We start from the raw sequence: 21,107 nt of genomic DNA, 5'->3' as shown, positions 1-21,107 counted from the left end.
CGCTGCTGGCGAGCCTCTCCGACGAGGAAGTGACAGCGGTATTGCCAGAGCGCCTCGCCGCCATGACTTCGCACACGATCACCCGGCGCAGCGCGTTGCTGCGCGAACTCGCAGGCATCCGCGCGTGCGGCCTTGCCACCGAGCGCGAAGAGGTCAGTGTCGGTCTTGCGTGCTTCGCGGCATACGTCGGGGTGACGCCGCTCGGCAAGCGCGTCGCCGTCAGCACCAGCGTGCCGCTTGGCCGCCTCGAAGGGAGACGGGAAAAGCAGATCGTCACCGGAATCGCGCGCATTGCCAGCCGGATCGCGGCAACGTTGTAACAACAGTGACCCGCGTCAGACGAACACGTCGACGCCGGTTCGCGAAGCTCACGTATATCGATGCGGTGCCGGCTGCCATTTCTTCCAGAAATCGGGGTCGTGGCAAATCACCAGATCGCCGCCGAAAAACTCGGTCAGCAGGCGCAGCCGGGCGATCGACGCGATGGCCTGCTCGGTCGTGTGCGCATTGCCCGGCGGCATATCGGGATCGAGGTTCGCTGGGCAGAACACTGCGTCACCGGTCATGATCATGATCGCGCCCGACGGCAGATTCAGCATCAGCGATTGATGCCCCGGCGTGTGCCCCGGCGTGGTCAGCACCGCGACGCCGGGCTTGATCATCTGATCGCCGCGCAGCAGTTCATAGTGAATGCCACAATCGAAGTACGCACGCTCGTACGGTCGCGCGACAAAGGTGTCGGGCTGATACGCGAAACGATATTCAGTGCGTTGCACCAGAAAACGCGCATGCGGAAACAACATGTTGCCGCCCGAGTGGTCCCAATGGAAGTGACTGTTGATAACCATCTTGACGTCTTCCGGCGTATGACCGAGATCGGCCAGCCGTGCACGAATATCGTCCTGCCGATCGTAGCGCGCGATCATTTCGGAAAAGCGCTTCATCGACAGGCATGGATCGGTGCCCTCCTGCTCGCAATCATGCGGCAGCAGGCCCGTGTCGAACAGAATGTGCTCGCCGTCGGCCATTTCGATAAATGCGCCGGTCACGGGAATCTCGACCCGCGTGCCCATGCCGCGTCTGAGCGTCAATGACGACTGGTCGTTGATCAGTGTGCCTAGGTTGAACAGCGAAACGCTTTTGACGAGCGTCTCGTTTGCGCTGCGGGTGCTGCCTGGTGTAGTCATCTGTCGGGCTTCCAGTAGTGCCATGATCAGGTTTGGCCGAATCGTGGCTGCATTGCTTGACCGTGTTGAAATTCGCATTTGTGGTTGTGACTCGCGCCGCGCTCGAACTGCGCGCTTCGGCAACGGCACGCTCTTGCGGTGCTTCTCTGCCGCGCGGCAGATACTCGTTCACCGGTCACTGTTCAGACTGTCGGCGCGTGCTCCAGTGATGCAGATGAAGCATGCAGCGACGCCGCAGTGGCACCGATGGGATGATAAAATCCAGCCTGCGCTCGATGCGCCGGCGCGGCAGTGCGTAGTACCGGTGCGCCTGTGCGTATCCGCCGGCTTCCCGTCGCGTCCTTCATCTGATTTAAACAGGAGCCATCTTGCCTATCGCTGCCCTCGGCCCTCCGCGCCGGCTGTATCGCGAAATCGCCGCGCAGCTCGAAGCGCTGATCAGTAATGGCGAGTTTCCCCCCGGTACACGCCTGCCCGGAGAGCGCGAACTGGCAAAGCTGTTCGGCGTGAGCCGTCCGCCGCTGCGCGAGGCGCTGCTCGCGCTGGAGATCGCCGGCCTGGTCGATGTGCGCGTTGGCTCGGGCGTGTGGGTGGTCGAACGCGCGTCCAGTCCGCGTGCAGATGTTGCCGTGAGTACCGGGGACAGCGGTGAACCCGGGCCGTTCGAACTCATCAAGGCGCGCGAAGTGCTCGAGGGCGAAATTGCCGCGCTGGCAGCCAGTGCCGCCACTCAGTCCGACCTCGACGGCATTCTCGAGACCATCGACCAGATGATCGAGGAGAACGCTCACCACGTCGTCGAGCAGGAAGCCGACAGGCTGTTCCATCTGCGCATCGCCGCTGCCACCGGCAATAGTGCGTTCGTTCATCTGATACGCTCGATCTGGGCATTCCGCTACGACCCGATGTGGATCAAGATTGAAGAGCATTTTCTGACGCCGCAACGCCGCGCGCAAACCGTGAAGGATCATCTGACGATCTATAAGGCGATCAAGTCGCGCGACCCGGAACGCGCACGGGCCGCGATGCATGCTCACCTGCGCCGCGTTCATGACGAATTCACGAAGGGATGGGACAAGGCAAATCGTCCGGTTGAAACTAGCGGCGCGCCGTCTGTTGGTACCCACGACTGAGTCACCGGTTTCACGCCATGCGAAGGCATGGCGTGTCAGGTTATCCATCGGATGTCCATAAGCTTCGGCGAACGTTGTGGCCATCAGCAAAAGCGGCGGGCCTCAAGTTCCAGGCACTACGCGTCGAGCGGGGTCGGGAAGGCGATACCGTAGCGCTGCCCGCACACCTCAAGCGCCGGCCGGATCGTGTCGTGCAGCCGCACGCCGCCTGCAAGTTGTGCCGCTCTGCGAGCCATACCGCCGTCCCCAGGCATGCGCACACTTTCCACGCCGGGGCGTGGCGGATTGTTGCGGCATGCATCCGCAAGCCAATCCATCTGCCGCTTGAATTCCTGCTCACCGCAGAAAGCCGCCGGGTCATACAACGTCATGAATACAGTCGCCCCCCAGCCCTCGGACGGATCGGCGCGACCGAAGCCGGCCAGGCCGCTCGTCAGCGCTTCGATCAGCACGGCGAGTCCGAAGCCCTTATGGCCTGCTCCCAGACCGCCAAGGGGAAGTATGGTGCCGGGCGGATTTTCGAACAGCACGCCGGGTTCGTCGGTGGCATTGCCTTGCGCATCGAGCATCCATGGCTCGTTGAAACGCTCGCCCGCTTTGTGCCGCCGTGCCGTCATCGCATTGGTGGTGACCGACGATGAAATGTCGATAAGAAACGGCGTATCTGACGTCGGCACGCCGATCGCGACCGGATTCGGTGTGAACACGGCGCGTGTGCCGCCGAACGGCGCGACGCTTTGCACGCTCGGATCGGAACTGGACAGCATCAGCACGAAACCCGCTTCCGTCGCCTTCAGCAGGTACGCGGCGAGGCTCGCAATATGATGGCTGCGACGAATCACCAATGTCGCGGTGCCGTATTCACGAGCCCGCGGCAACAGCGCGTCAATACCGCGCAGCACCAGCGACGGTCCGGGCAGACGGCGCCCATCCCACAACAAGGTTGCCGCTTTGTCGGCGATCACGAGAGGCTCGCCTTCCTTGGTCATGGTGCCGCCCTCGAGCGCGCCGATATAACCGGCAAGCTGCGCCAAACCGTGCGTGTCATGGCCGAGCAGGTCACCGTCGACCAAGGTGCGCGCCACCGCATCCGCATGCGTCGACGCAAGGCCTGCCGCTTCCAGTAGTTGATTCGCGTAGCCGATCAGCGCGTCGGCAGCGTAGCGTGGTGTGCTCATCGCGTCGCCCCGCTCGGCATGCCGTAGGTTGTCGTGGATAGCGCGGCAATCGCATCACGCGCAATGGCCGCAAAGGCGTTCGAAGTCATACGGATTATTCTCCTGAATAGCTTGCTGCAGATGCACGGGAAGGTTTCACATGACCGCGCCCAGTTGCCATGGTACGAACTCTGATTGTCCGTAGCCATGCAACTCGCTTTTGGTACGCGTTCCCGATGCGGTAGCCAGCATTGTTTGGAATATCTGCTCGCCCATCTCGTCGATGCTTGACTCGCCGTCCAGTATGGGTCCGCAATTGATGTCGACGTCGGCTTGCTGACGCGCCCAAAGCGCGTTGTTGGTGCCGAGCTTGATCGACGGAGACGGCGCGCAGCCATAAGCAGAACCGCGCCCGGTGGTGAAGCAGATCAGGTTCGCGCCACCGGCGACCTGGCCGGTTGCCGACACCGGATCATAGCCAGGGGTATCCATGAATACCAGGCCATGCGCCCGGACCGGCTGAGCGTATTCGTAGACCGCCTGCAGTGCGGACGTGCCACCTTTGGCCACCGCCCCGAGTGACTTCTCGAGAATGGTGGTCAATCCACCGGCCTTGTTGCCGGCGGACGGATTGTTGTTCATGCTGGCACCGTGCCGTTCACAGTACTGGGTCCACCAGTTTATCCGTTCGAGCAGTTTCTCTCCGACTTCGCGCGACACAGCACGGCGCAGCAGCAGGTGTTCGGCGCCATAGATTTCCGGGGTTTCTGACAGGATCGCGGTGCCACCGTGCGCCACGAGTCGATCGACCGCGGCGCCCAGAGCTGGATTCGCAGTGATTCCCGAGTAGCCGTCCGAACCGCCGCACTGCAGGCCGACGATCAGCCGGCTGGCCGGCACTGGCCGGCGCTCGACGCGTGGCAGATCGGCCAGCATGGTCTCGATCAGACGCACGCCGGTCTCAACCGCCGCAGTAGTACCGCCAACTTCCTGAATATTGAACGTTCGCAGCAGCGCCGATTCGCTCAATCCCTGCTCGGCCATCAGGCCGGAAATCTGGTTAGTTTCGCAGCCGAGTCCGACGATCAGCAGACCCGCAAAGTTTGCATGTCCCGCGTATCCCGCCAGCGTGCGGCGCAGCACGGTTAGTCCCTCGCCTTCGCTGTCGGTGGCGCAGCCGGCACCGTGCGTCAGCGCGACCACGCCGTCGATGTGCGGGAAATCCCGCAACGCGGCGCCGTCGCGGCGTGGACCGCTGAAATGATTAGCGATACCGCGAGCGACGGTCGCCGAACAATTTACGGACGTCAGGATACCGATGTAATTACGCGTGGCGATGCGTCCATCCTCGCGCTCGATGCCAAGAAATGTGGCCTCTGACGGCGCAGGAGGCAGAGATCGCAGATCCTCGCCGATCACATAATCGCGCGCGAATTCGCTCATCGCGAGATTGTGCACATGGACGTGGCGGCCGCTGTCGACAGGCTGCGTCGTGACGCCGATGATCTGGCCGTAGCGCCGCACGGGCTCGCCGGCCGCGAGCGGCCGGGTCGCGACCTTGTGGCCGGCCGGCACCAGATCCGCGGCGACGACGTCGGCTTCGAGGCGATTGCCAGGTATCAACTGACGGCGCGAAATGACGACATTGTCGTCCGGATGCAACCGTATGACGGGCGATGGGGAGCTCATAGTGCTTTTGGATCAAATGAGGCAGCCCGCTCAGGCTGCCGTAACATGACGGGTGGAATTGAGCTAAGCTCGATCGTTGCAGATGTGCTTCGGTATAGTGAAGAGCACGAGCACCGCAGCCACGGCAGTCATGGCCGCGATCACATACATGCCGAGATCGGTGCTGCCGGTCATGTCGGTTAGCTTGCCGATCGCATACGGGCTGACGAAGCCGCCCAGATTGCCGATCGAATTGATGATGGCAATTCCGGCCGCGGCCGCGCTACCGCTCAAAAACTTCGGCGGCATGGTCCAGAAGATGCCGTACGAACTGATGATGCCGACCGCAGCGAGCGACAGCCCGGCGGTGGCGATCACCGTATTGTGCGAGAACCACGCGCACACGCAGTAGCCGACGGTGCCCGCGAAAATACAGAGCGCGAGGTGGACGCGTCGCTCGCCGGTGCGGTCGGAGCTACGGCCGATCAATACCATCAACAGACCCGTCACCGCGTAAGGCACCGCCGATAACATGCCGATTGACAGTGGCTCGGACACCCCTGAATTTTTAATCAGTTGCGGCATCCAGAACGACAGGCCGAACTGGCCGTTGAGCACCAGGAAGTAGATCAGCGCAAGCAGCGCGGTGTAGGGATTCTTGAATGCGCTTTTTACGTCGTGCGCGCGCTGCGGCGTGACCTCAGCAGCGAGGTTGTCCCGCAGCAGCGTCTTTTCTTCGTGCGTCAGCCATTTCCCGTGCTCGATCCGGTCTACCAGCATCAGGTACACGATTACGCCGAGCACGATAGTGGGCAAGCCTTCGACCAGCATCAGCCATTGCCAGCCGGCCAAGCCGCCGATCCCGTTAAACTTCGTCATGACAAAGCCCGCAAGCGGGCCGCCAATCGTGCCGGCGATCGCGATGCCCGTCATGAACAGCGCGACCATCCGCGCGCGCCGCCGTGCCGGGTACCAGTAGGTGAAGTACAGGATCACGCCGGGCATGAACCCGGCTTCGAATGCGCCGAGCAGGAAGCGCAGCACGTAGAACGCCACGGGACCGTTGACGAACATCATCGCCGACGACGTAATACCCCAGGAAATCATGATCCGGGTAATCCAGCGTCGCGCGCCGATCCTGTGCAGAATCAGGTTGCTCGGTGTCTCAAACAGAAAGTAGCCGATGAAGAAGATCGCGGCGCCCAGTCCATACACCGTATCCGATAGCCCTAGAGCGCTTTGCATCTGCAGCTTCGCGAAACTGATGTTGACGCGGTCGAAGTAAGCCGCGACATAGCAAATGACCAGGATCGGCACGATCTTGAGCGTGACTTTCCGGTAGGTCCGATCCTCAAATGATTCGCCGGCCGGCAAGACGTCGGTGGTACTCATAGTCACAATCGCATCTCCATTTTTTCTGTTCAATTTTTCGGCGCAGACATAAACCGGCAACACGACATGACCAATGCCATCCAGCGAACGCTCGCGCAAATCGGTAATACCACTTTACCGGTGAATGTTAGGGACGCGACGTGGGAGTGTCAAGTAGGGAAGTTTTACATTCACGTACGGCGCGCCGCTGATCAGCAGCCGGTGCGGCGTGTCGAACACCATGCGTTCGCTATCTTTCCCGTAGTCGTTGCCGACCCGCATCGTCACCACCTTGCCGCCCTGCTCGCGAAATGCCACGATTCATTCACGGCCGAGTTGCGCGCTCATCTTGATCATCAGACCGAGGTGCCCCATTGCCGTATCCATGTCGATCACCGGCGCCGGCGACTCACCAAGAAAATTTCGCGCGTCTTCGTTACTGCCATCACCACCGGCGACCAGAAATACCTGGTCGACATTTGGCATGCGCATGAGCCGCATCACAAGAAAAAGGCAGTTTTGGAAGATGCCGTTTTCCCACAGCGACTGGGTGCCCCTGCGCACATGAATCGACATTACTGCGTTGCGGCTCGAAGTTCGAATACGCCGGCGACGTCCGCTAGCAACATCGGTTTTACAGTGGCAAGAAAAACGTCTCGGAAATCGGTGCGGTTAGTTTGTCTCAAGAAACCGGCTGAGGGGATCCTGGAACAGTGATCAGGAAATGTCGTTTCTGGCAGTCCGCGCTGTATGGGTTCGGACAATCGCCGCCGGCGCTCATTCGGGCCGCCTGACGATGTGGTCCGAGCGCGAATCGACCGACGCGTCTTCGCCGACGAAAACATCGCTTCGCAAGATCGTACGGTTGCAGCTGACGGAGTACGCGACGTTCACCAGACCAGGTCGTCCGTGCGCCTTTAACCATGGTGCCAGGCACCGAGCAGCGTGACGAACCATTGGCTCATTCATCGTTTCGGCAGCGACACGGACGAATTCATCCAGCTTCGAGGGGTTGCACCTCAAGCCTCTCGCAGAACCGTACATGAGACTCTCGCCTCATACGGCTCCCGTCAGCCAACAGTACCTTGGGTCGCGGCTTCGAGCGCGAGCTCGCGACGTGCAACCTGGAGCCGCTGCACAAGGTCGGAGGTGCGGGTGAACAGGATCTTCCAGCCTTTGTCCAGCAGGCTCAGTCCGATCGCCGACGACAGGTGCGATTTGCCGCCGCCGGGCGTGCCGACCATGATCAGGTTGGCGCCGTTGCGCAGCCATCCATCGCCGGCACACAGTGCCGAGACCTGTGCTTTGGAGATCATTGGCACTGCATCGAAATCGAAGGTCTCCAGCGTCTTGCCCGGTAGCAGCCGGGCCTCCTTCAGATGGCGTTCAATACGACGTCTGTCGCGTTCGGCAATCTCGTGTTCGGCCAGCGCCATGATCAGGCGTGCCGCGGGCCAGCCCTCCTTGTCGGCGCGCTCGGCGAAGGCTGGCCAGATATGTTTGACAGCGGGTAGCCGCAAGTCGTTGAGCAGCAGCGACAGGCGGGTAGCATCGAAATCGTGGCTCATGCTGTCATCTCCTGATCCAAGGTAAGCAGGGCCTCGTAGTCGCGCAACGAAGCCAGTTGTACGTGCACTTGTGGAACAGCTGCCGGATCAGGGGCGAAACGCGAGCGCAGTTCGTCCAGATCGGGTAGTCGGCCGTCGGCCAGGTCCTGCTCCAGCGCATGGGCCAGCTCGGCTTCGCAGGTGCGCTCGTGAGCGAGGCTCAGCAACTGCACGATGGTCTTGCACGCCGCGCGCGAGGACAGTTGCTCGCACAGGCGATCGAAGTTGTCTTTCGCATGATCCCTCCTTGAAACGGTGTCTGCGCGGACATGAGGGCCTCGCTTTATCGACTTCGTTGACAATGCCCTCGCTATTGCCCGCCCGTCATCGACGCCAGCAGCGTCAGCAGACTGTCGATCTTGACCGGTTTGACGAAGTGATAGTCGAAGCCGGCCGCTTGCGCGCGCAGTCTGTCCTCCGTCTGACCGTAGCCGGTAATCGCGATCAGCAACGGCTTCGTGCCGCCCTTGCGACGCAGTTGCTTCGCCAGTTCATAGCCGTCGATATCCGGCAAACCGATGTCGAGCAACGCGACGTCCGGCGTGAATGACGGCGCGGCTTCGATGGCTTCGGCGGACGAGTAGGCGACCCGGGCCGCATGACCTTCCGATTCGCACAGCATCGCGAGTGAATCGGCGGCGTCGCGATTGTCGTCGACCACGAGCAAACGCAAGGTGGTTTTTGCAGGCCCCGGCGCGGGCGCCGAAAGCGTGACCGCCGCATGGCGTTCATGATGATGCAGCCGCGGCAGTCGCACCGTGACCGTGGTGCCCAGATTGGGCCCGTCGCTGTGCACGGCGATCGTGCCGTGATGCATCTCGACCAGTTTTTTCACCAGCGACAGTCCGATTCCTAGCCCGCCGCTCGAGCGATCGAGCGTGCGCTCGCCCTGCGAGAACAGGTCGAAAACCTTCGGCAACAGTTCGGCCGAAATGCCAGTGCCGGTATCCTGCGTGACGATGCAAACCGATTCGTCGTCGGCCTTCACATTCACCGCGATGTGACCGTACTCCGGCGTGTACTTGCTCGCGTTGTTCAGGATGTTGATGAAGATCTGCGCGATTCGGGTGATATCGCCGTTGACCCAGGTGGTCGGATCGTTGACGTTCACCTGCAAGTGCTGATGACGCGCTTCGGCCATCGCCGCGACCGCCTCGACCGCGTGATAAACGGCGGTGCCGACCAGCACGGGCTCGAGCTGCAGCACGATGCGCCCGTGCGTGATTCGCGACACCTCGAGCAGATCATCGACGATGCGCGTCATGTGCTCGACCTGGCGGCGCATCAGGTTGATCAGTTCGGGCGAACGGTTTTCCGCATCCTGTTGCTTGTCGAGCAGCGCGATCGCCGTACGCAGCGGCGCGAGCGGATTGCGCAGTTCGTGCGCGAGCATTGCCAGAAACTCGTCCTTGCGGCGGTCGGCTTCGCGCAACATCAGTTCGAGTTGCTTGCGCTGGGTGATGTCGATCAAGCTGCCAACGATAATCAACGGTTTGCCGTCCGCGCTTCGCTGCAGCAGCGCGCTGCCTTCCATCCAGCGTTCGCCGCGCGCCTCCTGCACCCGATATTCGATGTTCGCGCCCGGATCGTTGCCTGCGGCCAACGTCTGCACATATCGTTCCAGTGTCGCGCGGTCGTCGGGGTGCACGCGGCGCAGCCCGTCGTCGTATGTCAGCACCTCTTCGATCAGCGGTTGGCCCCCGGTTTCGAAGGAAAGCCTGCGCGACGCGAGGTCGAGGGTGACGATGTTCATGCGCGCCGCCTGCATCGCGACCAACAGGCGCAGGTTGCGCGCCTCGATCGCCGCTTGCGCTTCATACTGCGCGGTCACGTCGGTGGTCGTGCCGAACCACTCCTGCAGATTGCCGTGGCTGTCGAACAGCGGCACCGCTTGCGCCTTCACCATCCGGTACTGGCCGTCATAGCGCCGCAAGCGAAACTGGCTGGACCCAGGCTGGCCGCGCTGCAGCACATCGAGCCAGGTCTGCCGTGCCGTTTCACGGTCGTCCGGATGCACGTAGTCGAGCCAGCCCCAATCCGATAGGTGGACCACCGCGTCGCCCGTGAAGCGGCTCCAGTCGTCGCCGCTCGCACGGACGTCGCCGTTCGCCGGAGCGGACCACACCAGCGCGCCTGTCGATTCGACCAGCGCCCGGTAACGCCGCTCGCTGAGACTGAGCTGCTCTTCGGCGGCGCGCTGCTTGCTGATGTCGAAACTCACGCCGTACACGTGTGCGAGCACGCCCCTGTCGTCGAATTCTGCATGGCCGCGCATGCGCAGCCAGCGGGGCGCAGTCGACTCACCGTCAAGCACGAGATCCAGTTCGAATGGCCCGCCATGTCGCAGCGCCTCGTCGAGCTTCTGCTGGAACAGTTCGCGATACTCGGGCTTGACCCGGTCCCAGAGATCGGACAGTGCGACCGCTTCGGTTCCGGGCGGAAAACCGTATAGATGCGCGAGCTGCGAGGTCATCCGCACGACCCGGTTTTTCATGTCCCATTCCCATGCCCCCATGCGCGCACCCTGGAAGGCGGCTTTCAGACGGCGCTCGCTGGCTTCGTACATCGCCCATGCATGGCGAGCCTCGTGGATATCGGTGGCGACGCCCATTGTGTCGCCGATGTGGCCGTTCGCGTCGAGCTCCGCCTGGAGATGCAGCGCGTGCCAGCGAAACTCGCGGTCCGCACGTAGCAGACGCACCTCGACATTGCCGAGCAGCGTGCCGTCGCGCATCTGCCGCACTGCGTCGAGTACCGCTTTGATGTCGCCCGGGTGGACGAAGGCCTTCCAGTGCAGTCCGACGAGTTCGGCGGCGGGAAGGCCGAGATACCTCGACGTCCATGGGTTGACGTAACGGATCACGCCGTCGCGGTCGGCACGCCAGACGAATGAGGGCAGGAAGTGAGCAGGATCTTGCATAGCGTGCTTGCGCCGGCCTCCCCGCGGACACTCAGCCATATTGGCTGAGCTGCTGGCGTGGTGCGGCTGGTCCGTTGGTTAGACTGCAAAGCGCTAACCGATGTTTTACCGCGCGACAGCGGATGCAGCAAGCATATCTTCTGCAAATGGCTTGCTACCGGACGACCAGCGCGACGCGCGGCCTTTTTCGTTTGTTTCTAGCGGGTGCGCGAATGCGATCGATGTCGCGTCGCCAACAGCGTTGCATCGGGTCCGATCGGCATGAGGAACTGCAACGCCGTGTAAAAAGCGCCAGGCACTTATCGGTACTTCCCAGGAACTTAAGTCCATTCAGCGACCGAAATGTTCGGTGCGAAACGGCGACGGAGCCGCGACGGCTACGTGTCCAACGATCATTCCCGCGAACAAACGCCGGTGATCAGTCTGAGCGTCAAGTCGTGATGCGCGTGGCCGAATGCAAACCGCGAGTCCAATGATCCGCGGGTTGACGGGCGCCCAGCCCATACGACCACAAGCGACCCCTTGGCGTACCGCATCAAGCAAAGAGCGGCGCCGCGCGGCATCCGCGTGGTCAGCACGGAAAGACGGCGCAGCGGCGCGCCCTGCACTTCTGCGCAGAGGTGTGTGAGCTTAGGGTGGCCCCGTCTGCCTCTGGAATACACTGAGCAAGCTAGAGATCCGGGCGCGCGAATTAACCGAGCGGGAGATCGAGCGCAGCGGCGATGCGTCGCGCCATGACGGCGAAGAATAGAGGTCCCCGCATCCCGGCCACGCGACGTCATTCTCATGTTTTCCGTCCCTGCGTTGCCGATACACGTGCGCAGCACAACGCGCGGCTGTCGTCATTTCCGCGACCGCCAGGCACTTGGCGATAACCCCAGCAGGACAATCCCGCCAAAGGCTCACATGTCCCGTGCGCACGCTGCATGGCCGCGGCCGTCAGCGGGCAAGCTTTGTGATGAGTGCCACGAGTTGCCTGGGTGGCCGGCCTTTCTGGACGTAACCATCAAACACGGTATCCGTCAGATGCCGACGCACCTCGGTCTCGTCGAATACAGAATGGGCAATGATCGCAATGCCTTTTGGTACTACGGGTCGCGCCGCAGTGCCCGGGCCGCCTCATAGCCGTTGCAGTGCGGCATTGAAATGTTTATCAGGATGATACGGATGCAAAGGTGCCCCCGACGTTATTCGCGTCGTTACCGCGGAACACAGCGCGGGTCGGGAAGCCCTCCAGCGACAGATAGGCCGCCAGTGCGAGGCCGCGTTGCGGTTGTCGTCGACGATCAGCAAGTGCAACCGGGCTCCGTTAAAGGCGACCCGTCGCGCAGTCGATGGCCGGGGCGCCGAATGTAACAGCTTCGAGAATTCAATGATACGAGTCCAGTGCCGTCTGGCCTGCCGCACCCGCCGTGCCTGTCAGCCCAACTGGAGGTAAGCCTGGGGGGACCCACAAAGACCGGGACAGTCCGCAGGGACGCGTGAGCGTTGCGCCAGTAACGGCCCACGACAGGACTATGGCGGATGGAAAAAGGCAGGCCGCGTTGAGCGGTCCGGCCCAACATCTGCGTCGAACTTCAAGTACCAAGTCGGTCGCACGATGCGCCAAGTGTCGTTGCTTTGGCAGCCAGACATGCACCACTTCGGCTATCACGTCATCAATACGTCAACGTGACAATGCCGCTTGAAGAGTTGCCGTTTGCGTTCACGCTGCTCGGCGACGACCGCGCTGTCTGTGAAACCTATGCAGCCGGCGAGTGCGTGCATCGCCGCGACCAGGTACGCCAGCACGCGACGCGCGCGGCGCGCGTCGCGGCTCGACGATGTGCGGCGGCGTTATTAACGCTGCGTGCACACCTCGTGCAGCGCATTGAGCCTGCGTACCGGCTCGGCGACGTAGGGATTCGATTCGTCCCATGCATAGCCCGCGAGCACCGCGCTGATCATGCGACGAATCGACGGCGTCTGATCCGGATAGAAAATGATGTCTTGCAATTCGCCGGTGTACCAGCGTTCGACAAACGCGCGGAACGTGTCGATGCCCTTGCGCAACGGCCCGTCGTACTCCGCCGACCAGTCCACCAATTCGCCATCCAGTTGACGGTTCAAGGTCTGCACTGCCAGATGCGCCGAGCGCAGCGCGATCGTCACGCCGGACGAGAACACCGGATCGAGGAACTCGCCCGCGTTGCCGAGCAGCGCATAACCCGGTCCGTGCAGACGCTCGACGTTGGCCGAATAGCCGGCAATGTGACGCACCGGCATCAGGAACGGCGCGTCGCCGATCAGCCGGCTCAACGTCGGCTCTTGTTGTATCAACGCCCGCAAGCTTGCTTCGCGCTCGGCTTCGGGCACGTCGAGAAAGCTCGACTCGGCGACGCAGCCCACCGACGAACGTCCGCCCGCGAGCGGAATCATCCAGAACCACACATCGCGGCGCTCAGGATGCGTTGCCACGCAGATCTTGTTGCGGTCGGTCGCGCCGGCCGGCAGACCGTCGTAGACATGCGAGAAAAGCGCCGCTCGCGTCGGCATCCGCGTAGGCGCCTCCAGGTTCAGCAGACGCGGCAGAACGCGGCCAAAACCGCTGGCATCGAGTAAAAAACGCGTTCCAATCCGGTACGCATGGCCGGCCTCGTCCACCACATCGACGAGCGGCGCGGCGCGCGGGCCGTCGCCCGGATGAACCGCCTGCACCGCATGGCCGAAGCGCACCTCGGCGCCTTGCGCGGCCGCGCAGCGTATGAGGATGTCGTCGAACACCGCGCGTTCGACCTGGTACGTCGTGCCCCAGCCCGCCGAATGCTTGTCACGAAAGTCGAACGACGACGACCGGTCGCGATACACGAACTGTGCGCCGTTCTTGTACTGGAACCCTGCCTCGACCACGGCTTGCAGCATCCCCGCTTCTTCGAGGTAAGCCATGCTTTGTGGCAACAGGCTTTCACCAATCGAAAAACGCGGGAAGTGCTGACGCTCCAGCACGAGCACCGAGCGGCCCGCCTTGCGCAGCAACGCGGCCGCTACCGCGCCCGCCGGCCCAGCGCCGACGATCACGACGTCGACCGCCTTTGGCTTTGTCGTGTTGGCGTCGGCATCGGCATCGGCCGCAATGCGCGCTGGTGTGGGCTTCCTGACCTGTGTACTCAAAATTGCCTCGCTCGTTTGCTTGCCTGGCGCAGCATTACGCTGCATGCTTACGTCTCGTTACATTGCATCTAACAGAACAACCATTTTCTCGGGGAGCCCAGCGTGTCGCCGTCTCATACATCCAGCGTGCCATTCGTGCCGGAAACCGCATTTGGAATCTGGTTCCTGCGCACTCGCACATGGGAACACCATGTTCTGCGCGTGGCGATCAATGACCTGAAGCGGATGATCGATACGCCGTTGCCCGCAGCGCCCGTCATCGTCGATGTGGGCTGCGGACAAGGCATCGCGTTTCGGCTGCTCGCCGATGCATTCCAGCCGCGCCGTATCGTCGGTATTGACTATCACGAGCCGTCGCTGAAGCTCGCCGCCAATGCGGCCAACGCGTGCCGCGACAAAGGCGCCGAGATCGAATTGCTGCACGGCGACTGCGCCGAACTGCCGTTGCCCGATGCCAGCGCCGACATCGTGTTCTGCCATCAAACCTTCCATCATCTCGTCGAGCAGGACCGCGCGCTCGCCGAGTTTCGCCGCGTGCTCAAGCCAGGCGGCGTGCTGCTGTTCGCGGAATCCACCGACGCATACATCAGGTCGTGGGTGATCCGTCTACTGTTTCGCCATCCAATGCACGTACAAAAAAGCGCGGACGGCTATCTCGACATGATTCGTCGCGGCGGCTTCAGTTTTACCGAACGCAACGTCTCGCTGCCCTATCTCTGGTGGAGCCGCGCGAAAGACTTCGGTCTGCTCGAACGGCTCGGTCTTTACCGTCCGCAGCCGGGCAAGCGCCGCGAAACGCTCGTCAACGTCGCGGCGGTCAAGACCGTTTAAATCAACGCTTGCGAAACCAGCTTATTTGCGCAGCGTGACCACATCGCCCTTCAGCGCGACGCCGGCAATCACCGCGCCCGCACCACAGGTGAACTCGGTCGCGCTCTCGCGCACTTCGTTCTTGTAGTTGCTCTTGATGTTGATCACCGCGTTGCCGCCTTCCTTGCGCGCACGTTCCTGCAACTCCATCACGGCTGACAGGAACACATGCTGGCATGCCTGCGAATCGCTCTTGCCGAACGCGTTCGTCTTCTTGTTGGTCGCGAATTCGCCCATCGTCTTCGCGACCGCCGGATGCTGCTGGCCCGCGAAATACAGTGCGATATCGTCGCCGACCTTGCCGGGCTCGCTGTGCAATGCTTCGTCGATCGGATAGTTGCCGACCGAATCGCGCGCAAAAGCGGGCGCAGCGCACATCATGGCAAACGAGGCGGCAAGCGTGGCGAACATCAGATGGCGTTTCATTGATACTCCTTCGTGGTTGTTATGGCTTTTACGATTCGTGCATCCACTGCTGATACAGGATGCGGCTCAGTTCGCCTCGAGCAAGACGAGGCGGCCACTCACCGCGATCGCGGCGGCGCTCGGACTCACACCGCAGGTGAACTCGCGCGACGAATTGCTTTCGCTGCTGTGAAAGCGCGTCGTTACGTCGATCACTGCGTTCGCGCTACGTTCGCGTGCCGCCGCGCGCAGCTTGCTCACGCCTTCGGCTAGCGCCTCGCGGCACGCATCGTCCGGACCGGAGACCTTGCGCGCGATGCGCACGGAGTACGAAACATCGCCGATATCCCGCTTCACCGCCGGATGGCTCTGCTCCCCGAAATACACCGGCACGCCGCCGCCCGATTCGCCGCCTGCTGCTGCCAGCGGCAGCGATTTCACCTGAGTCGCGCAGCCGGCGAGCGTTGCTACTGCGATCGTCAATGCGCCGAGCATCAAAGCTTTTTTCATTCTTATCACCCTCGTTTTAAAATAGCGGCCTCTTTAGCCGCCCTGCCACCCTTCGAACATCAAACTTGCGCAACTTCCGCCGAAGCCGAATGAGACCGACATCGCGGTGCCGATGCGCGCGTCGCGTGTTGTACGCACTAGCGGCATGCCGTCGATTTCCGGCTCCATTGCTTCTATACCCGCTGTGCTCGCCTGTCGCGCCGTCCCCGCGATAAACCCGTCGCGCATCATCAGCAGCGTGTAGATCGCCTCGTGTACGCCGCACGCGCCAAGCGGATGCCCGGTCATGCCCTTCGTCGATGAAAACGCCGGTATGCCCCGGTCCGCTGCAACACCGAACACCTGCTTTAACGCGCGCAGTTCCTCGACATCGCCAAGCGGCGTGGAAGGCGCATGCGTATTGATGTAATCGGGACGCTTGCCCGCCTCGCCAAGCGCGCCTCGCATTGCACGCTCGATGCCGGCCGCACGCGGCGTGACCATGCCGGCGTCGGTGCAATCGCCGAAACCGGTCAGTTCCGCGTAGATGCGCGCGCCGCGCGCCAACGCATGATCCAAGGCTTCGAGCACGAGCACCCCGCCTCCCGACGCAATCACAAAGCCATCGCGCTGCGTGTCGTAGGGCCGCGATGCGCGCCGCGGCGTGTCGTTGAAACGGCGCGACAGCGCGCCCATTGCGTCGAACATCAGCGTCATGTTGTCGTGCAAGCACTCGCTGCCGCCGGCAAGCACGATCTGCTGACGGCCAGTCTGGATCAGTTGCATCGCCTGACCAATGGCGAGCGCCGAGGTCGTGCATGCCGACGACGGCGAATAGCTGACGCCTTCGAGTTCGAACACCTGTGCGACATTCGCCGAGGCCGTGCTGCTCATGGCGTGCGGCACCGTATAAGGCGGCACTTTTTCGACGCCGCGCGTGTTGGCGATGGCCATCGCGGCGTCGTAGCTGGACATCGTGCCGACGCCCGAGCCGATCACCGTGCCGGCGAGCGGCGAGCGCAACGCGGCGACACCCAGCCCCGCATCGTCGATCGCTTTACGCGCGGCGTGACAAGCGAAACGCGCGGTGTCGCCCATGAAGCGCTCAAGCTTGCGCTCGAACGGCGGCTCGTTTTCGACCGACGCGACCCCGGCGACTTGCGATGCAAAACCGCGCTCACGCCACGCTTCGACCCGCTCGATGCGAGATACGCCTGCGCGCAGCGCGGCCGACACTTGGTCGAGTGTATTGCCGAGACATGACACGATACCCATGCCGGTCACGACAACGCGTTGCAGCTTCACGCTCATCGAATACGCCTGAAAATCAGCGACGTATTGATCCCGCCGAATGCGAAGTTGTTGCTCATCACCAGCTCGGCGTCGATTTCGCGGCCCGTGCCGACGATGTAGTCGAGCGGCGCGCAAGCCGGATCGACGTTGCGCAAATTCAGCGTGGGCGCGTACCAGTGGCGCTTCATCATTTCGATGGTCCACCACGCCTCGAGCGCGCCGCATGCGCCAAGCGTATGACCGACATAGCTCTTGAGCGAACTGATCGGCATACGCTCACCGAATGTCTGCGCGCTCGCGTGGCTCTCCGCGATGTCGCCGCGATCCGTCGACGTGCCATGCGCGTTCACGTATTCGATTGCTTCGGGCGGAAGCTTCGCGTCGCGCAGCGCGAGTTGCATTGCAAGCGCCATGGTTTCCGCGGTCGGCTGCGTCATGTGCGCGCCGTCCGAATTGCAGCCGAAGCCCACAATCTCCGCGTGAATCCGCGCGCCGCGGGCCAGCGCGTGTTCGTACTCCTCCAGCACTAGCGTGGCCGCGCCTTCGCCGACGACGAGACCGTCGCGCGCGGCATCGAATGGACGCGGCGTCAAATGAGGCTCGTCGTTGCGCGTGCTGGTCGCGTACAGCGTGTCGAACACGGCCACAGCCGGGCCCGACAATTCTTCCGCGCCGCCTGCCAGCATCAGCGTCTGCTTGCCGGTCTGGATCGCTTCATACGCGTAGCCGATCGCCTGGCTGCCCGACGCGCACGCACACGAGGTCGGAATGATGCGTCCCTTCAGATCCCAGAAGAGACTCACGTTGACGGCCGCGGTATGCGGCATCATCTGTACATAGCTGTTGGACGTGACGTCGCGCATCGAGCCGGTCTCGAGCATCGTGCCGAATGCACGGATCGGCTGCACCGAACCCGACGACGAACCGTAGGCGACGCCCATGCGGCCGTCCTTGATGCTGACGTCGTCGGCGAGGCCCGCATCCGCGAGCGCGAGCTCGCTGGCGCGCACGGAATACACCGATACCAGACCCATCGAACGGGTTTTCTTGCGCGGATAGTGCGCGGGCGTGACGAACTCCGGCAACGGGCACGCGAGCCGGGTATGCAGCGATTCGAAGTAATCCCACTCAGGCATGCGCCGCACTGCGTTCACGCCGCTTTTGAGGCGCGCTTCAATGATGTCCCAGCTATCGCCGAGCGCCGTGACGCCGCCCATGCCGGTAATGACGACTCGCTTCATCAGATCATCCCGCCGTTGACGCCGATCACCTGGCGCGTGACATACGAGGCCGCATCCGACATCAGGAAGCTGACCACCGACGCCACTTCCGCAGGCTGGCCGACGCGGTTCATCGGCACGGTTTTCAGCGCGTGTTCGAGCGGCATCTTGTCGAGCATGCCGGTTTCAATCAGACCGGGCGCCACGCAATTGACGGTGATGTTGCGCGTTGCCAGTTCGACCGCGAGCGCCTTGGTCGCACCGATCAGGCCGGCCTTCGCCGCGCTGTAGTTGACCTGGCCGCGATTGCCCATTACTCCGGATACCGACGCAATGGTGACGATGCGCCCTCCTTTGCGCGCCCGCACCATCGGCATGGTCAACGGGTGAACGACGTTGTAGAACGAGTCGAGGCCAGTTTCGATCACGACGTCCCAGTCTTCGTCGGTGAGCGCAGGAAACGCTGCGTCGCGCGTCACACCGGCGCTGCATACGATGCCGTAATACGGGCCGTTCGCCGCGACATCCGCTTCGAGCACTTCGCGGCACACCGCGCGCTCGCGCACGTCGAATTGCAGCACGCGCACGGTGCCGCCCTGTGCGGCGATGCCCGTCGCAACCGCTTCGGCTTCGATGCGGCCCGTTCGGCAATGCACGGATATCGCGAAACCGTCGGCGGCCAACTGGTACGCAATCGCACGACCGATGCCGCGGCTTGCGCCGGTAACGAGAACACGCCGGCTCATGAACTGAGACTCCCTTCAATGAATGACTGAAAATCGGCGGGCTGGAACACCTTGATCACCGCCTCCGCGCAACACACGCCGCCGTCGTGAATCGTGCATTCGTAGGCGCCGTGGCCTTCTTCGCTGCGCAGCAATTCCGTCACGTGAACCAGCAATTGCGCGCCGCTGGCGAACGACGGCTGGCAAGCCTTGTAGCTGCGCGAACCGAGCAGCACGCCGGGCCGCGCACTACCGCCGCCACGCATCGCGACCAGCGCGACGTGCGCGGCAATGGCCTGCGCCATCAGTTCGATGCCGATCCATCCGGGCATTGCGCCTTCGACGTCGGCGTACCAGGCATCGGCATGCACGGTCGCGCGCGCGCTCAGCGTGTCTTCGTCGAACATGTTGACGGCGTCGATCAGCAGCATCGTGCCGCGATGCGGGATGATCGCTTCGATCGGTTGCCGCAGCAGTTCGTCGATGTTTCGCATTGAATTCATCACGCGCCTCACCGTGCAAGAATCAGACTGACGTTGCTGCCGCCGAATGCAAACGAATTGCTCATCGTGTATTGCGTGCCTGGACCGCGCGCGAGAAAACGTTCGCTTTCGACGAGATCGAGCGCCGGCAGCGCCGGGTCCGCTTCTCCGTCCCACACATGACGCGGCAGCGGCACATCGTCACGTGCGAGCGCGAGCCACGCGAAGCCGAGTTCGGTCGCGCCCGCCGCACCGAGTTGATGGCCGGTCAGCGGCTTGGTGCCGCTCGTTGCGACGCCGTCCGGAAATACACGGGACATCAGGTTCGCTTCCATCTTGTCGTTCTTGCGCGTGGCCGTGGCGTGCAGGTTCACGTAAGCGATAGACGACGCGCTGATCCCGGCATCCGCGAGTGCGCCGCGCAACGCCAGTTCTCCGCCTACGCCTTGCGGGTCCGGCGACGAAATGTGATACGCGTCGCTCGATTCGCCGACCCCTGCAAGCCGCACCGCCGCTTCATCGCGGCTCATCAGGAACACGGCTGCGCCTTCGCCCACGTTGATGCCGCAACGATTGCGGCTCATCGGATTGCTGCGCATCGCACTCGTCGACTCCAGCGAGGCAAAGCCTTGCACGGTTAGCTCGCACAGCGAATCGACACCGCCCACGATCACCGCGTCGCACAGTCCCAACTGCAACAGACGACGCGCCGACGCAAACGCCTTAGCGCTCGACGTGCACGCGGTGGAGATCGTGTAGGCGGGACCCTGCACGCCGAGAGCAGACGCGGCGAACGGCGCCGCTGTGCCGATCTCCATCTGTCGATAGTTGAAGTTCGCAGGCAAGTCGCCCGCTTGCGCCTGATAGACGAACGCGGCTTCGGCCGCTTCGATACCCGACGTGCTGGTGCCGAGCACCACGCCGATCCGGTGCGCGCCGTAGCGCTCGCGCGCCGCGTCGACAGCAGGCGCGATTTGCGCCAGCGCCGCAAGCAGCAGACGGTTGTTGCGGCAGTCGTAACGGGCGAGTTCAGCGGGCGGCGTTAGGTCGAGCGGCGCGAGCACGCTGCCGACGAACGCCTCGCCGATACCCGTGTGCGCGTTCGCCATGCCGGGCGCGTGAGCGGCGGCAAGCGCCGGGATGATGCTCTCGAGGTCGCCGCCGAGCGCGTTGATCATCCCGAGCGCGTGCAAATAAACTGATGGCGCCTTCATGCGGCCCTCCCTGGTTCCGATGGCATGCCGATCGGCGCGAGCAGCACCGATGCCGCGATGCCGAGCGCGAGTGTCGCGCCGAAGCTTTTCAGCGCAGGCATCGCGCTCATGCCGAGCATGCCGAACGACAACAGCGTGGTGGCCGCCGACAGCAGCACGCCGGTCCACACCGCGCCGAGATCCGCGTCCGCGCGCAGACAGCCTTCGTGCAGAAAC

The 21,107-nt window shown here is 62.9% G+C and carries 18 protein-coding genes and 3 pseudogenes; 4 read left to right on the top strand and 17 right to left on the bottom strand.

Annotated elements, in window-relative coordinates:
• Positions 1 to 320, top strand: a 320-nt coding sequence (locus tag VGH68_RS09135; RefSeq protein ID WP_331603263.1) for an IclR family transcriptional regulator domain-containing protein, incomplete at its 5' end; no start/stop codon positions are given.
• Between the two features lie 48 nt (positions 321 to 368).
• Here VGH68_RS09135 and VGH68_RS09130 read toward each other — a convergent pair.
• Positions 369 to 1,187 (bottom strand): N-acyl homoserine lactonase family protein, encoded by an 819-nt coding sequence (locus VGH68_RS09130; RefSeq protein ID WP_331603262.1) that lies wholly within the window; start codon positions 1,185 to 1,187, stop codon positions 369 to 371.
• 368 nt (positions 1,188 to 1,555) lie between these two features.
• Between VGH68_RS09130 and VGH68_RS09125 the strand changes: the two genes are divergently transcribed.
• Entirely contained in the window at positions 1,556 to 2,320 is a 765-nt protein-coding gene (locus tag VGH68_RS09125) for a FadR/GntR family transcriptional regulator (protein ID WP_018420206.1), read from the top strand.
• Between the two features lie 116 nt (positions 2,321 to 2,436).
• Here the strand turns inward: VGH68_RS09125 and VGH68_RS09120 are convergent, their stop codons facing one another.
• From VGH68_RS09120 to VGH68_RS09090, 7 genes and pseudogenes are all read right to left on the bottom strand, one after another.
• A complete protein-coding gene (locus VGH68_RS09120; RefSeq protein WP_331603261.1) occupies positions 2,437 to 3,498 on the bottom strand; it encodes an Ldh family oxidoreductase in 1,062 nt (353 codons plus the stop codon).
• 135 nt (positions 3,499 to 3,633) lie between these two features.
• The gene (locus VGH68_RS09115; RefSeq protein WP_331603260.1) at positions 3,634 to 5,166 is read right to left on the bottom strand and encodes an altronate dehydratase family protein; all 1,533 of its coding nucleotides are present in this window, start codon (positions 5,164 to 5,166) and stop codon (positions 3,634 to 3,636) included.
• A 63-nt stretch (positions 5,167 to 5,229) separates the two neighbouring features.
• Positions 5,230 to 6,537, bottom strand: a complete 1,308-nt coding sequence (locus VGH68_RS09110) for an MFS transporter (protein WP_331603259.1) — start codon at positions 6,535 to 6,537, stop codon at positions 5,230 to 5,232.
• 114 nt (positions 6,538 to 6,651) lie between these two features.
• Positions 6,652 to 7,092: pseudogene (locus tag VGH68_RS09105) on the bottom strand (DUF2827 family protein).
• 515 nt (positions 7,093 to 7,607) lie between these two features.
• Positions 7,608 to 8,084: pseudogene (locus VGH68_RS09100) on the bottom strand (ATP-binding protein); the annotation flags it as partial.
• The gene (locus tag VGH68_RS09095) at positions 8,081 to 8,425 is read right to left on the bottom strand and encodes a hypothetical protein (protein ID WP_414696917.1); all 345 of its coding nucleotides are present in this window, start codon (positions 8,423 to 8,425) and stop codon (positions 8,081 to 8,083) included. The pseudogene VGH68_RS09100 and the gene VGH68_RS09095, both read right to left, overlap by 4 nt.
• Positions 8,426 to 8,433: 8 nt before the next feature.
• Positions 8,434 to 11,043: a PAS domain-containing hybrid sensor histidine kinase/response regulator gene (locus VGH68_RS09090; protein ID WP_331603257.1), complete on the bottom strand. Its 2,610-nt coding sequence runs from the start codon at positions 11,041 to 11,043 to the stop codon at positions 8,434 to 8,436.
• Positions 11,044 to 12,717: 1,674 nt separating this feature from the next.
• On the opposite strand from VGH68_RS09090, the pseudogene VGH68_RS30085 reads away from it, so the two are divergent.
• Positions 12,718 to 12,858, top strand: a pseudogene (locus VGH68_RS30085) (guanine deaminase); the annotation flags it as partial.
• A 24-nt stretch (positions 12,859 to 12,882) separates the two neighbouring features.
• Here the strand turns inward: VGH68_RS30085 and VGH68_RS09085 are convergent.
• A complete protein-coding gene (locus VGH68_RS09085) occupies positions 12,883 to 14,238 on the bottom strand; it encodes an NAD(P)/FAD-dependent oxidoreductase (protein WP_331603256.1) in 1,356 nt (451 codons plus the stop codon).
• 57 nt (positions 14,239 to 14,295) lie between these two features.
• Here VGH68_RS09085 and VGH68_RS09080 point away from each other — a divergent pair, with 57 nt between their 5' ends.
• Positions 14,296 to 15,024 (top strand): class I SAM-dependent methyltransferase, encoded by a 729-nt coding sequence (locus VGH68_RS09080; RefSeq protein ID WP_331603255.1) that lies wholly within the window; start codon positions 14,296 to 14,298, stop codon positions 15,022 to 15,024.
• Between the two features lie 21 nt (positions 15,025 to 15,045).
• Here the strand turns inward: VGH68_RS09080 and VGH68_RS09075 are convergent, their stop codons facing one another.
• The 8 genes from VGH68_RS09075 to VGH68_RS09040 form a co-directional block, all read right to left on the bottom strand.
• Positions 15,046 to 15,489 carry an excinuclease ABC subunit A gene (locus tag VGH68_RS09075; RefSeq protein ID WP_331603254.1) on the bottom strand — a complete coding sequence of 148 codons (444 nt, stop codon included), beginning with the start codon at positions 15,487 to 15,489 and terminating at the stop codon, positions 15,046 to 15,048.
• 66 nt (positions 15,490 to 15,555) lie between these two features.
• Positions 15,556 to 15,978, bottom strand: a complete 423-nt coding sequence (locus VGH68_RS09070) for a signal peptidase (protein ID WP_331603253.1) — start codon at positions 15,976 to 15,978, stop codon at positions 15,556 to 15,558.
• 33 nt (positions 15,979 to 16,011) lie between these two features.
• Entirely contained in the window at positions 16,012 to 17,268 is a 1,257-nt protein-coding gene (locus tag VGH68_RS09065; protein ID WP_331603252.1) for a beta-ketoacyl synthase N-terminal-like domain-containing protein, read from the bottom strand.
• The gene (locus VGH68_RS09060) at positions 17,265 to 18,491 is read right to left on the bottom strand and encodes a beta-ketoacyl-ACP synthase (protein WP_331603251.1); all 1,227 of its coding nucleotides are present in this window, start codon (positions 18,489 to 18,491) and stop codon (positions 17,265 to 17,267) included. Before VGH68_RS09060 ends, VGH68_RS09065 begins: the two co-directional genes overlap by 4 nt.
• Complete coding sequence (locus VGH68_RS09055) at positions 18,491 to 19,216, bottom strand: 3-ketoacyl-ACP reductase FabG2 (protein WP_331603250.1); 726 nt, start codon at positions 19,214 to 19,216, stop codon at positions 18,491 to 18,493. Before VGH68_RS09055 ends, VGH68_RS09060 begins: the two co-directional genes overlap by 1 nt.
• Positions 19,213 to 19,698, bottom strand: coding sequence for a hotdog family protein (locus tag VGH68_RS09050; protein ID WP_331603249.1), 486 nt, complete (start codon positions 19,696 to 19,698; stop codon positions 19,213 to 19,215). The genes VGH68_RS09055 and VGH68_RS09050 overlap by 4 nt, the downstream gene beginning before the upstream one ends.
• An 8-nt stretch (positions 19,699 to 19,706) precedes the next feature.
• Entirely contained in the window at positions 19,707 to 20,891 is a 1,185-nt protein-coding gene (locus tag VGH68_RS09045) for a beta-ketoacyl-[acyl-carrier-protein] synthase family protein (RefSeq protein WP_331603247.1), read from the bottom strand.
• Positions 20,888 to 21,107: hypothetical protein (locus tag VGH68_RS09040; protein ID WP_331603246.1), on the bottom strand; the 220-nt coding region annotated here is incomplete at its 5' end. The genes VGH68_RS09040 and VGH68_RS09045, both read right to left, overlap by 4 nt.

This window comes from Paraburkholderia sp. (genome assembly GCF_036488505.1).
Lineage (GTDB): Bacteria > Pseudomonadota > Gammaproteobacteria > Burkholderiales > Burkholderiaceae > Paraburkholderia.
This window is presented reverse-complemented; position numbering and strand designations above follow the sequence as displayed.